Source organism: Pandoraea sp. ISTKB (assembly GCF_001721285.1).
Taxonomy (GTDB): Bacteria; Pseudomonadota; Gammaproteobacteria; order Burkholderiales; family Burkholderiaceae; genus Pandoraea; species Pandoraea capi.
This window is the reverse complement of the sequence record NZ_MAOS01000023.1, coordinates 88,624-101,113: the sequence shown is the minus strand read 5'-3', so window position 1 is coordinate 101,113 and position 12,490 is coordinate 88,624. Positions and strand designations below refer to the sequence as shown.

The following is a 12,490-nucleotide window of genomic DNA, read 5'->3' as shown; positions in this document are numbered from 1 at the left end:
GACATGAAAACCAACGTCCATCGCTACTCCGGTGAAGTCGCCATCGCTGCCCTGATCGTGGCCGTGGTTGCGCTCATGATCCTGCCGCTGCCCACGCTGCTCATCGACATGCTGCTCTCGGTGAACATCACCCTCAGTGTGGTGCTGCTGACCGCCACCATGTATGTGCCCAGCGCGACGTCGCTCTCATCGTTTCCCTCGCTGCTGCTCTTCACGACACTGCTGCGCCTGTCGCTGAACATCGCCTCGACCAAGTCGATTCTGCTGCATGCCGACGCGGGACACATCATCGAGAGCTTCGGCGAGCTGGTCGTCGGCGGCAATCTCGTCGTCGGTCTGGTCGTGTTCCTGATCATCACGACGGTGCAGTTCATCGTGATCGCCAAAGGCTCGGAGCGCGTGGCCGAGGTCGGCGCGCGATTCACGCTCGACGCCATGCCCGGCAAGCAAATGAGTATCGACGCTGACGTGCGCGCCGGGAACCTCACGGGCGAAGAAGCGCGCAAACACCGTGCGCTGCTCGCCGTCGAGAGTCAGTTGCACGGCGGCATGGACGGCGCGATGAAGTTCGTCAAGGGCGACGCCATCGCGGGGCTGGTCATCACGATGGTCAACATCGTGGCCGGCATCGTGATCGGCGTGACCTACCACGGCATGACGGCCGGCGAAGCGGCATCGCGCTTTGCCGTGCTGTCCATCGGCGACGCCATGGTCTCGCAGATCCCGTCGCTACTGATCTCCGTGGCCGCCGGCGTGATGATCACGCGCGTGGCGAACGATCACGACAAGCCCCGGTCGCTGGGCATGGAGATCGCCGCACAGCTCTCCACCAGTCCGCGCGCCCTGTGGACGGCATCGATCCTGCTGTGCGGTTTCGCGCTCGTGCCGGGCTTTCCGTCGACGATCTTCCTCGTACTCGCATCCGCCATCTTCATTGGCGGGCGCGCCGTTCGGGCGCATCTGCAACGCAATGCCCGCACCGACGGCGAAGCGCTCGCCTCGTTGCAGCGCGAAGGCGCGAAGAAGCTCGCGGGCAACATGCTGCGGCACGCCCCGTCGTTCGCGGCACCGCTCGCCGTCAAGCTTTCGACGTCGCTCGCCACGCAGATCGACAGCACCGTGCTGAACGAAGCGTTCGAGAAGGGCCGCCGCGCGGTCACCGACGAACTCGGCCTGCCCTTCCCCGGCATCGTGTTCTGGGCCGACGAAAGCTTCGCGGACGACGAGTTCGAAGTGCTCATTCACGATGTGCCGGTCGCGCACGACGTCTGTGCCGCCACCTCTGCCGACTCCCGCGAAGTGCAGATCAGCAAGTGTGTGGTGACGATGCTTCGACGCGAGGCGCGGCTCTTCATCGGCGTTCAGGAAACGCAGTGGATCATGGAACGCGCCACGCCCGACTACCCCAATCTCGTCACGGAAGTACAGAAAGCAGCGCCGGTGCAGCGTATCGCCGAAGTCCTGCGCCGACTGCTTGAAGAGCAGGTGCCGATCCGTGACATCCGCGCCATCATGGAAAGTCTGGTGGCGTGGGGACCGAAGGAAAAAGACCTCATCATGCTCACCGAATATGTGCGCAGCGATCTGGGCCGGATGATCGCGCACCGCGCGGCGCAGGGACAAGGCCGCCTGCCCGCCATCGTGCTCGATCAGTCGCTGGAGCAGACCATCCGGCAAGCGATCAAGCCCACACCGGCAGGTAACTTCCTCACGCTCGAACCCCATCTCATCGAAGCGATCGTGCGGCGTCTCGCCGAACTGGCAACCGACAGCCCGCCGGAGAACCTCTCCGTGGTGACGGCTGCCGACATCCGCCGCTACTTCCGTCGTCTGATCGAAAAACGCTTCCACTGGATGAATGTGTATTCGTTCCAGGAACTGAACGGCGAAGTCGACCTGCGCATGGTCGGTCAGTTGTCGATCTGATCGGCTCGCCCCTTCAGACACGGATTCGACATCCCCATGAACCATCGGATACGGCTTCAGGGTGCGATCTTGCATGCACCCGCCACAGATGAGGCGACGACGACCGAACTGCCGTCCCCCCGGAGCGTTGCCGACGGGGAGGCTGCCGGACGATTTCGCCAGTTGTTGATGCGTCGCGGGCCGACGCGCGACGACACCGGGACACCCGACGGAATCGCCAGCGACGATGAGATGCCGCGCGGCGGAGACAACGAGCGGCCACATGGCGGCCAAAGCGACGACGCACTCACCGGCATCACGCCGGACGACGCCTTGCCGTGGCAGCAAAACGACGCCCGCGAGCGAATGATGGCCACGGCGGACGCGTCCCCCGGCACCACTGGCACGCCTCACCGTCGCCATCATCCCCAACGCACACAGACCCGTCGCCCGGGCGTGTCGGGGGCATCGGCCACGCAGGCACCGGCAGCGCAAGACATCGAGCAACCCGACGAAGCGACGCCGCCTCCACGCGTCGAAGGGACAATCAGCGTGTCGGCGCTGCCAGCCGATCGGCAACGGTTCGACGACAGCCCTGTGCCGGAACGACTGGACGACACCACGTCCACCGTCGAAGCCGCTCGCGCGGCGCAACGCTTCAATGCGTTTGGGCTACCCGTCATCGTCGATGCGCTCACGCAGGCGCTGACGGCGCATCGCACGACGTCTGCGCAGGCCACGACCCAGCGCGCGGACCCGGTGAGCGCACCTCGCGAGATCGTCCTGACGCTCAACCCGGCGATCCTGCCGGACACGCGCGTGCAACTTCGACTTTCGGGTGGCGCCCTATCGCTTCGCTTCGAGACGGAACACCGTCAGTCGGTCGCTCTACTCTCGGATCAGGCGGCGCAGCTCGCACAGCGCGTTTCCCACCGCACCGGCCGTGCCGTCACCGTCAGCCTGAACGGCGACACGCTCGTCAGCAGCCACCGATCCGCTTCATGAACACGACGCCGTCCCTGCCCCGCACCCCCACGTCGCTGCCACTGCGACGCTACCGCCCGGCGCTCGCCAGCGTCGCGCGCTGGCTGGTGCGCGACGCGACGTACGGCTTGCAGGTGTCGACGGGACCGGCATCGCTCCCGTCCGGCGCACTGGCCCGCCTCGTGCTCGGCAGCGCGTTTGGCGAGATACGCCTGCGTGTCGACCTGTCGCGGGCGCCGGCATTGGCTGCGATGGCGCGTGACCCGGACACGCTGCGCGCGCGCATACTCGTCAATCTCTATCTCGACGTCCATCTCGCTGCGCTTCGCCGGGCGGGCATTGCCGGGCTCGTCGTGCGCGAATGCGAATGGGACGACGCGCCGCTGGCGGATGAGGCGCTCCCCATTGCTACGCGAGACGGCGAGATCACCGGCGCTATCGAGTCGGTCGACGACACCTTCGCCGATGCACTCGCCGGCATCCATCTCGCGCAGGCGATCACGCGGCCTGACGTCATGGGCACCGTCGATACCATCGACGCCTTATGCCTGCCCTGTCGGTTGTGCCTCTCGCGCCAGAAAGTGGCGCTTTCGCTGCTCGCCTCGCTGCGTCCCGGAGATGTGTTGTTCGGTTGGCACGATCCGCTGCCGTCCGATGTCGCGCAAGACGCCGCTTTGTCCCTCTGGCTTCCCGACGCCACGCCCACCAACGCTTCGGGTGCCACCGGATGGGTCGCCTACGCGACGCGCCTTGGCGCCGCCCTCACCCTAACGTCCCCATTTGCCATGACGACCGATTTCAACGCTGACCTGCCGGACTGGCATGCCGGAGACGACATGTCCGAAGGATTCGGTGCACACGCGACACCGGACGCCCGACTCACTGCAACCGACACCGATATCCACGCGATGCCGAGCGCCGATACCGTGCCCGACGCCCCTCCGGTCGGTGTCGTGGCGTCGGGCAACCCGCTTGCCGGTCTGGTCGTGCCGCTGCACCTCGAAGTCGGCACGCTCGATCTGACGCTCACCGATATCGCCCGCATGCAACCCGGCTATCTGCTGGAACTGCCGAATGCCGCCGCCTGCGCTCAGGTTCGCCTGACGGTTCACGGACAAACCGTCGGGCACGGCGAACTCGTTGCAATCGGAGAGCATCTCGGTGTGCAGATCACGCATATGGATGCCGGGGCATGAACACCAGCCTTAATTTCGCCTCGCTGCTGGTCACGCTCCTCGCGCTGGGGCTGCTGCCTTTCGTCGCGATGGTCGTGACGTCGTACACGAAGATCGTGATCGTGCTCGGTCTGCTGCGTAACGCGCTGGGCGCACAGCAGGTACCGCCGTCAACGGTCACCAACGGCATTGCGCTGATTCTGTCGTGCTTCATCATGGCGCCCATCGGCATGACGGCGTTCAAGGGCACGAACGATCTCGCGGCAGACGGCGGTGCGAACGCCGTGCAGGTCTTCGATGCCGCACGCGAACCCATGCGTCAGTTCCTGTCGAAGCACGCGAGCGAGCGCGACAAGGCGTTCTTCCTGCGCTCCGCGCATGAGATCTGGCCGGCTGCGCTCGCCGACAAACTCGGCCCAGACGACCTCATCGTGCTTGGCCCCGCCTTCATGACGAGCGAGCTGACGGCATCGTTCAAGATCGGGTTTCTGATCTACCTGATGTTCATCGTGGTCGATCTGATCATCGCGAACGTGCTGATCGCGCTCGGGCTGTCGCAGGTCACGCCGACCAACGTGTCGATTCCCTTCAAGCTGCTGCTCTTCGTTGTGCTCGACGGCTGGTCCGTGCTGCTGCACGGCCTGATCTCAACCTACAAGTGATGCGATGGATTACGAGAACATTGTCCAGTTGACGACCGGTGCGCTGACCGTCTGCCTGCTCGTCTCCCTGCCCCCGGTGCTCACTGCGGCCTTTGCCGGTCTGTTCATCTCGTTCATTCAGGCCGTGACGTCGCTCCAGGACGCCAGCATCTCGCAAGTCGCCAAGCTGATCGTCGTCACCGTGGTGATTCTGGCGACGGCGTCATGGGGCGCGTCCACGGTCGTGGCCTTTGCCAAATCCATTCTGAACGTGGTGTTCGCATGAAGGTGATCTCGAACCTGCCCGGTATGGCGCCGATCGCCGTCACCACGGGCGACGATACCCCGGCGGCCGGCACGACATCACCCGCCACGTCAGGTGCGCATCACCATCACCACCACCACGCCACGTCGACGAACAATACGTCGCGACGTCGCGGACGTGGCGCGCACGATCCGGCGCACACGCCCGATGCTCACGAACTGCTTGAAGAGCTTCATCAGCTCGCGCAGCATCATCCGTCGACGCATCGTCGCAAGACGCAACGTCGCGGGGCCGCAGCCAGCACCGATCCGGAATCGCCGCAGGAGATGGACTCGTCCGACGAGGACGAAGCGCTTCGATGGGAAGCGATCGAAGCGCAGGAGCAGGCGCTGGAGCGCCTGATCGTGCAGGTCAGCGCGCGCGACAGCGGCAACGAACGCGATCAGAAGGATCGCGAACGTGACAATCGTCGTGAAGCCTCGCTGCGGGCGATGAGCCATGCGGCAGAGCAACTGGCCTCGCCGTCGCAGACCTCAGCGAAGCCCCCCACGGAGCCCGCGCGCGTCTTACCCACGTCACCCACATTTGGCCGCACGCTGAAACTCAGCCCGAGCGAACTCGGGCGAACGACTCATGCCGCGGCCGTCGATGCGTTCGCTCGTCCCGCCACGCAAGAAGAAATCAGCACGCTCGCCGCGAAAGCCTTGCTCGCCTTGGGCAACCGGTATCGCGCGTCGCGCCACACGTCGACACCCGGAGACGCACTGAAGGAAGCCACACGCATCATCGCCCACGCCCTTGCCATGCCCGTTGCGGATGGCCCCGCGTCGCGTCGCTACGCGACGTTGCGAGCGGTGCGGCATGCCCTGGTGGAAGCGATCCGTCAGGTGCCATCGGGCAGCAAGACGCCGGGACACGATGGTCAGGATTCCTTTTTGTTGTTGCTGCCGCTCATGATGCTGGGGCTTGCCGCACCGATGCGGGCATCGCAGCGCGGTATTCGTCAGGCCCGTTTTCAGGCCGCTACGCGTGAGCGTCTTCCTGCCGCCGAAGGACTTCGCAAATGACCCAAAGAATTCGGATTCTCACCGGAATACACGCAGGCGCTCAGATAAATTTGTTTGCAAGCAGGACGGCAATCGGTTGCAGCGAGCAGGCGGAAGTGCAGATCAGCGACTGGCCCGGCCCCGACGGCACACTGACGTTGCCGGGCGACGGATCGATGTGGTTGACGCTGACGGCAGAGAACGGTTCGCCGCAGACGATTCCCCTGCAAGAGAAGGTGCCGGTCCAGTTCGGCGACATCGTTTTCTGCCTCGGTGCCGACAACGATGCGTGGCCGACAGACGCCGCATTGCTCCAGCAACACTTCGCCGTGACGCACGGCGCTGCGGCGACGAGCGACGCGGCAGTACCCGGCGAACGACCGTCGGCACGACCCGACGCACGGCGCGGGTGGCGAAATGTGTCGCTCGCCATGACGGTAGTGGTTTTGAGCGCAGGCGGTCTGACGTGGTTCGGCGTGCGCGATGGCAGTGCCGTCGCTGCCCCGGAAGCCAGTGTGCGCCCCGTATCGGCCGACGCGTCGCTCGATGCCGTAAAGCATGTGGTCGCCACACTTGGGCTGGACGATCTGAGCGTGCAGCGTCAGGGGCGACGGTTGGTGGTCAAGGGTGTCGTGGCAACGGCCGAGCAGGCGACGGCACTCAGCCACCGGCTCTCGAAGCTCGATGCCGAGGGCGTCGACGTCCGAGTGGTCGTGGCCGCACAGGTGGCAGAAGACATTCGCGCGCTGCTCGGCGAAAGCGGTGTCAGCGTGGAATACCTGGGCAGCGGACGTTTTCGTGTGACGGGTGCAGTCGTCGACATGAACCGAACGACGACGCGTCTGGCGCAAGTGCAACGAGATTATGCAGGCGCGATTGCCGGCATCGAAACATCGCTGAGTGCGAGCGAAGCCCCGCTGCGCAATGTCAGCGCGATGCTCGATTCGGCGGGCGTGCAGTACGTGGAACAGACCGACGGGACGAAGCGTTTTTCGTTGAATGCGCAGTAGCGCCTCACGAAGCCGCCACCGTGGCGATGGTGAAAAGACAGGCCGTATCGATCGCAGGTATCGATGACAAACAAGGCCGAAAAGCAGTCCTCATGAATCAGGAGTACGAAGATGTTTGAAGCGATTACGCCGGAAGTCGGTGCCGCCCTCGACAAGATCAACGATCTCGTGGCGGCCAACCCGCTCGATGCCCGCATCGAGAACAGCGTTGCGACGCTGCGCGAAGTGGCGCAAACGGTCACGCAGGCATCGGTGCGTTGCGCCGAGCCGCTTCAGCGCAACGAGGGACACATGGTGGCCGATGGCCTGATCGCCGCTGCCACGATCTGCAACAAGTTGCGCGGCATGTAAGGGTTTCGACCGGGGCGCAGGTCATGCGCGTCGTTCGTCAACGGAGTAGCACCCCGACCGGCGGGTAAGCCGGCAATCTCACTATTGTTCGGTTCGAGTCGAAAGAGGAGTTTTATCATGAGCAAATTCAGCACTGGCATGAACGCAGGTGCCGCCGCCGCAGGTGCAGCAGGCGCCGCAGGTAACACCGGCATGGACACGGCAAGCGCGATCGCCCAGATCAACGCCGCCGCCGAAGCCGAAAACGAGATCAACCTGGCCACCACGTACGCTCAGCTGCGTGAAGCGGGCCCCAAGAACATGAAGAGCCTGACGCAGGGCTAATCGGCGCGACGTCGGGGCGCGGCCACAAGTCGCGCGCCAACGCCGCCCATCGCAGTATTGTGCGGACGCCCCGGGCGTCCGCGCTTTCGTTGTACCGTCCGATGTCTGCGACGACGACTTTCGCCACTCCCCTTTTGCCTCGCACACGCCCCGAGTCTGGCAGGCGAGAGACGACCCCGATGCCCCGATGAGCCTGGAACGCCGCAACGAACTGCTCGCAGAACTCTGCGCGCTGCTGGAGATTCCCGACGTGCACGGCATCGTCCAGGCCGGGCGTCTGAACGTCAACGAGTTCGAAGTGGCCGTCGATTTCTTCGAGCAGGATCCCGAGGCGATCTACCTCGACTTCGAATACGGGATCGTGAGCGGCGGCCGGACGTTGCGCATTTACCGCCTCATGCTGGAGGCGAATCTCACCGTCTACGCGCAGGATCAGGCACAACTCGGCGTAAATCCGACCACCGGCGGCATCATCCTGGTCGTACGGGTGCCGCTCGGACACGACGTGAACGGCGGCTACCTCTGTGAATTACTCGATCACTACGTCGAACATGGCCGGTACTGGCAGGACAACATTCTCCAGTCCTCGGACGACATGTTCGACCAGCTCGCCAGCGGCGAATATCAGTGGATTCGGGCTTGATTGCCGACGCCCGTTCGGTACGATCAGTGCCTGACGTCGCGCGGACCGTCCAGCCGATAGCCGGACGCATAGACGGCGCGCAACGCCACCGGCCCGCCACCCGACAGGCCTAACTTGCGGCGCAACTGGTTGATGTGACGTGTCAAGGCGCTTGGCTCGCGTGCGCTGGCCTCGTCGCCCCAGATTTTCTCCGAGATCCGCGGGCGGCTCAGTACCGCGCCGGGATGCGAGAAGAATAGCCACGCCATCGCGAATTCATAGGCGGTGAGGTGGATGAGGCTGCCCTCGCGCGTGCAACGGCAGTTCGCCTTGTCGAAGCGATAGCCACCGTATTCGATGATCGTCGATTCCAGTTCGTGCATGCGACGGCGCGCCACGCAGCGTTGCGCGCGCGCCTGCAATTCGTCGAGCGACAACGCACCGGCGACGATATCGTCGACCCCGCTGGCGAGCGCATCGCGCATCACCGTCGCGCAGAGGTACTGCCCGGTCACCAGAATCGGCAAATCGTGGCGGGCATGGCAATCGCGCCATGTGGCGAGAAAGGGAATGGCTTGCGCGTCGGTGTCGGCGTCGATGACGACCAGATCGGCGTTGGCGCGCAGGGAAAGATAACGAATCAGTTCGATACGATCGTCGAAGTCGACCACCCGGCAATCGCCCGTACCTTGTTCAAGCACCGAAACGACGGCGCGCAGCGTCTTGCTCCGTGTCAGTAACACGATGACCACACTCAATCCTCAAGTCAGACGGCCCCGGCGAAAAGTTTGCTGGATCTGCCGGGTCTGTCGCGCTCTCTTGCGGCGCTTATTCGGCAGGCAGCACGGGACGCCGCGCTTTGATCGCAGCGTGCCGACCTCGGGTAAAGCCTTGGGATGACGGGTATCGGTTCCAGAAAACAACGCATCCGACCGGTGGGTTCGGAGGCGTCTGTCGAGGCGGACCGTTGCAGTCTGCCTGAGCACTCCGGTGAAATCTGAAATCTCACCGGCGTGTCATATTACGTTCCATTACAAACGCACCCTCCCGGGGCTTGTCGCCCGGAAGGGTGCGAGGGGAATCCTCAAGATGGGGCGTTTGCATGACACGAGCCAGCGACGCCAGCTCGTGTCCCGGTCGCGATCAGCTGTTCTGATTCTGGTTCTGACCGGTCACCGCGCCATAGACCTGGCTTTCGACCTGATCCTTGACGTTGTCCTTCACGGTGTCCTTCGCTCCGTCCGTCACGGCGTCGGTCACGGCGCTGCGATCGACGGTGTGCCCCGCGAACGAGAAGGTCTTGCCCGCGGCGGCTTCCGCACCCTTCGTACCGGCATCGACAGCAGCGCCCGCCCCGGCTTCCGCACCCTTCACACCCGCGTTGGCTGCCGTGCTCGCGGCCTTGGCCCCGGCTTCGGCTGCCGCCGTCGCACCGGCTTCCGCCCCCTTGACGATGCCCTTCATGACGACCTTGCCCATGCCCGGCGCAACGAGGCCGACGGCTGCCGCGCCCAGCCCGATGGCCGCGTCGCGTTCCGCCTTGAGAATGTCGGCCTTGCTGCCGCCACCGGCGGCCACCGCCGCCACGTCCAACTGTCCCGATACCGCTTCGGTGGCCATCGACGCGGCCGAGAACAGCGGTCCGATCCCCGGAATCTTGCCGAGGAAGCTCAGCACCGTGGAGATGACCTCGAAGATCTTCGCGAAGGCGTGCAGGATCTTCTGACCGATGTTCTGCAACTGACCGCCCTTCTCCTTCTTGATGGCCGGCTGATCCATGGCGCCCGCCTGCATGGCCGCCACCGCTGCCTTTTCGGCGTCGCTGGTCGGCTTGTGCGTCGGCGGCGTGGCCGGCGGCGTCTGCCCCCACGTCTTCGAATTCTTGATGAAGTTGTTCAGGTCGCCCTTCGAGATGTCGCCATCGTCGGCGGCGTGGCGGGCCGAGCCGTTGTTGCCGTGCGTGGCGTTATCGAGCATGCCGAACAGCGTCGGGTCGTCCAGCATCTTCTGCGCGGCCTTGCGCACGGCATCGCTCTGGCTCGAATCGTTGGCGATCGACTTGAGCTTGTCGCGCGTCATGTCGCCCTTGCCGAAGAACGCGTCGCTGTTGTTCTGGATCGTCTGGATCGTCTGCGTCTCGTCTGCCGTCAGATGAACGCCGTGCGAGATGTTGTCCAGCAGATCGCCACGCTTGATCGAGCCACCCGTGCCCGCAATCGCCTGCCATTGCGCCGGATTGTCGAGATAGAACTGTGCAGCGGCAATCACCTGCGGCGGCATCTTGCCTTCGCCGCCGGTCCCGTTGACGATGTCCTGCAACGTCTGCTGCGAAACGTTCTTCGGCAGATAGTCGGAGTACTTGAACAGCTCGTGCTGCGCGTCGTCCGTGGTCATGTCGCGCGGCTGGGTCGTGCCGCTCGTGTCGTCCGACGGAATGTAGTTGTGCGTGAACGTCTCGGCTTCCTGCTGCATGTACGCCTGCACTTCCGGGTGCTGCGAGATGAGCGAGGTGACGTCCTGCGGCGCGTAGGAGCCGTCGCGCTTGCCGGTCTTGCCCGCGTCGAGCTTCTGCTGAAGGATCGGGTCCGAGGCGAACTGTTGCAGCGCAGCCTTGAGGTCGGGCGGCGTGTTCGGATCGTTGATCTTGTTGATCAGATCGCCCGTGTTGCCCTTGATGGAATCCTGATGACGGGCCAGCACGGAGAGTGTCTGAATCTCGTCGTCGGAGAGCGGCGTGTCATGGTCGGCGACCACGTAGTCCGCGAAGTTGTTCTGGTGCGCGACACCGCCCTTGCCGGCGATCTCCTTCGTGAAGCGATCGCCGCCGTCGGCCAGCATCGTCTTGGCGGCCTGCTTGAGATCGTCCGACGCACCGGCGCCGACACCCGTGCCGTTCGCGATGTCCTGCAGATCGGACACGCTCACGCCCTTGCCCTTCATGTCCGGGCTCGTGCTCATCCAGGCGTCGAGCGTGCGGGCCGCGTTGCCGAACGCCTTGTCGTCGTCATCTTCACCGGCATCGCCATTGGCATCGCTCGGCGGCACCATCATCGACGCCAGCTTGGCTTTCGCGTACTCGGGGTTGTAGAAGCCGCCCGCCGTGAACATGGAGATGGGCTTGCCATTCTCGTCCTTGACGGTGTCGTCGTCGCCGCTGGCGCCCGACGTGCCCGATGCACCGGCATTGCCCTCAGCAGCTTTGGGATCGGCGATGGCTGTGCGCGTTGCGGGAGCGGCCGCGCCCGTAGCACCGTTCGGCACGACCAGGCCGATACCGAAATGTTCGAGTTGCCCGTGCATGGGCGGCTGGAGGTTTTCGGCGCCCGCCGGACCGGCATTGACCAGACGCGCCTGCGGCTGCCCCGGCATCGCAATACGGCCTGCAGCACCGCCCAGCATGCCGGAGATTTCGGTCTCGAGGTCCTTGACGGCGTCCTGCACCCCTTCGAGCGCCGACTCCAGTCCGGCCAGCGCCGGAGAACTTGTTCCTACACGCATGTTCATCGTTTTTCACCGTATCGTGACGTCACACCGACTTCGCCGGACCCGCAATACACCCACTGCGCACCTGGCGGCCTGACGCGATTATCGGAAGCGCCTTTTGCGCATCACGGCGGGAATGCGAACTTTGCGACGCGCCGACGAAAGCGGAAGAAAACCAGTGACGTGTGCGGGAACTCACTCGATAGGAATACTGACTAGCGAAGGCACGCCACCGGTGCCCGGTTCGCTCTGCGCCGCGCAGCTTCGCCTCGTGTCCATGGCACGCACGGGGGCAAGCTACGCTGCAAGCTCCTCTACGTCCCCTAAAAGGAGTCACCGTGAGAATTTCGGGAAGTCACTCTTCGTCGACGCATCACTCCGGCCCGTCGGAGCCGTCGCATGGCCCGTCGGGCAGTCAGCACGGCAGCAGCGGTGCGCACGGCACGCAAGGCGGCAAGCACAGCGATTCCGGGATGGACATTCCGCCGATTGGCGGCAAGTCCGGCGCCGGCGGTGCGTCGGGTGCCAGTGGCAGCGACGTCACGCAGGCCCTCGATCAGATGATTCTTCAACTCGGTCAGAACATGCTGAGCAACGGCAAGAAGTGGGCCGCGCAGCTCAAGGCGGACAACGACGACAGTTGATGTCGCATTGATGTCGTACCGCTTCGCCCGGCGCGTCGGT

At 64.6% G+C, this 12,490-nt stretch carries 13 protein-coding genes; 11 read left to right on the top strand and 2 right to left on the bottom strand.

The window, feature by feature from the left end:
• The first annotated feature begins 3 nt into the window (after nucleotides 1-3).
• From A9762_RS06455 to A9762_RS06410, 10 genes are all read left to right on the top strand, one after another.
• Entirely contained in the window at nucleotides 4-1,926 is a 1,923-nt protein-coding gene (locus tag A9762_RS06455; RefSeq protein ID WP_069341204.1) for an FHIPEP family type III secretion protein, read from the top strand.
• Between the two features lie 36 nt (nucleotides 1,927-1,962).
• On the top strand, nucleotides 1,963-2,910 hold the full coding sequence (locus A9762_RS06450) for a type III secretion HpaP family protein (protein ID WP_083253683.1): 948 nt from the start codon (nucleotides 1,963-1,965) through the stop codon (nucleotides 2,908-2,910).
• Complete coding sequence (sctQ, locus tag A9762_RS06445) at nucleotides 2,907-4,085, top strand: type III secretion system cytoplasmic ring protein SctQ (protein ID WP_069341202.1); 1,179 nt, start codon at nucleotides 2,907-2,909, stop codon at nucleotides 4,083-4,085. Before A9762_RS06450 ends, sctQ begins: the two co-directional genes overlap by 4 nt.
• Nucleotides 4,082-4,726 carry a type III secretion system export apparatus subunit SctR gene (gene sctR / locus A9762_RS06440; protein WP_069341201.1) on the top strand — a complete coding sequence of 215 codons (645 nt, stop codon included), beginning with the start codon at nucleotides 4,082-4,084 and terminating at the stop codon, nucleotides 4,724-4,726. The genes sctQ and sctR overlap by 4 nt, the downstream gene beginning before the upstream one ends.
• A 4-nt stretch (nucleotides 4,727-4,730) precedes the next feature.
• Complete coding sequence (gene sctS, locus A9762_RS06435; RefSeq protein ID WP_069341200.1) at nucleotides 4,731-4,991, top strand: type III secretion system export apparatus subunit SctS; 261 nt, start codon at nucleotides 4,731-4,733, stop codon at nucleotides 4,989-4,991.
• Complete coding sequence (locus tag A9762_RS06430) at nucleotides 4,988-6,037, top strand: hypothetical protein (RefSeq protein WP_069341199.1); 1,050 nt, start codon at nucleotides 4,988-4,990, stop codon at nucleotides 6,035-6,037. Before sctS ends, A9762_RS06430 begins: the two co-directional genes overlap by 4 nt.
• A gap of 50 nt (nucleotides 6,038-6,087) precedes the next feature.
• Nucleotides 6,088-7,026 (top strand): hypothetical protein, encoded by a 939-nt coding sequence (locus tag A9762_RS06425; protein ID WP_139133116.1) that lies wholly within the window; start codon nucleotides 6,088-6,090, stop codon nucleotides 7,024-7,026.
• Between the two features lie 111 nt (nucleotides 7,027-7,137).
• On the top strand, nucleotides 7,138-7,377 hold the full coding sequence (locus A9762_RS06420; RefSeq protein ID WP_069341197.1) for a hypothetical protein: 240 nt from the start codon (nucleotides 7,138-7,140) through the stop codon (nucleotides 7,375-7,377).
• A 117-nt stretch (nucleotides 7,378-7,494) separates the two neighbouring features.
• On the top strand, nucleotides 7,495-7,701 hold the full coding sequence (locus A9762_RS06415) for a hypothetical protein (RefSeq protein ID WP_069341196.1): 207 nt from the start codon (nucleotides 7,495-7,497) through the stop codon (nucleotides 7,699-7,701).
• Between the two features lie 187 nt (nucleotides 7,702-7,888).
• Nucleotides 7,889-8,344, top strand: coding sequence for a CesT family type III secretion system chaperone (locus tag A9762_RS06410; protein ID WP_069341195.1), 456 nt, complete (start codon nucleotides 7,889-7,891; stop codon nucleotides 8,342-8,344).
• Nucleotides 8,345-8,367: 23 nt separating this feature from the next.
• On the opposite strand, the gene A9762_RS06405 is transcribed toward A9762_RS06410, so the two are convergent.
• Nucleotides 8,368-9,075, bottom strand: a complete 708-nt coding sequence (locus A9762_RS06405) for a response regulator transcription factor (RefSeq protein WP_069341194.1) — start codon at nucleotides 9,073-9,075, stop codon at nucleotides 8,368-8,370.
• A 391-nt stretch (nucleotides 9,076-9,466) separates the two neighbouring features.
• Nucleotides 9,467-11,827: an HrpF/NolX family T3SS translocon protein gene (locus tag A9762_RS06400; protein WP_069341193.1), complete on the bottom strand. Its 2,361-nt coding sequence runs from the start codon at nucleotides 11,825-11,827 to the stop codon at nucleotides 9,467-9,469.
• A 317-nt stretch (nucleotides 11,828-12,144) separates the two neighbouring features.
• Here A9762_RS06400 and A9762_RS06395 point away from each other — a divergent pair, with 317 nt between their 5' ends.
• On the top strand, nucleotides 12,145-12,450 hold the full coding sequence (locus A9762_RS06395) for a hypothetical protein (protein ID WP_069341192.1): 306 nt from the start codon (nucleotides 12,145-12,147) through the stop codon (nucleotides 12,448-12,450).
• Nucleotides 12,451-12,490: the final 40 nt, after the last annotated feature.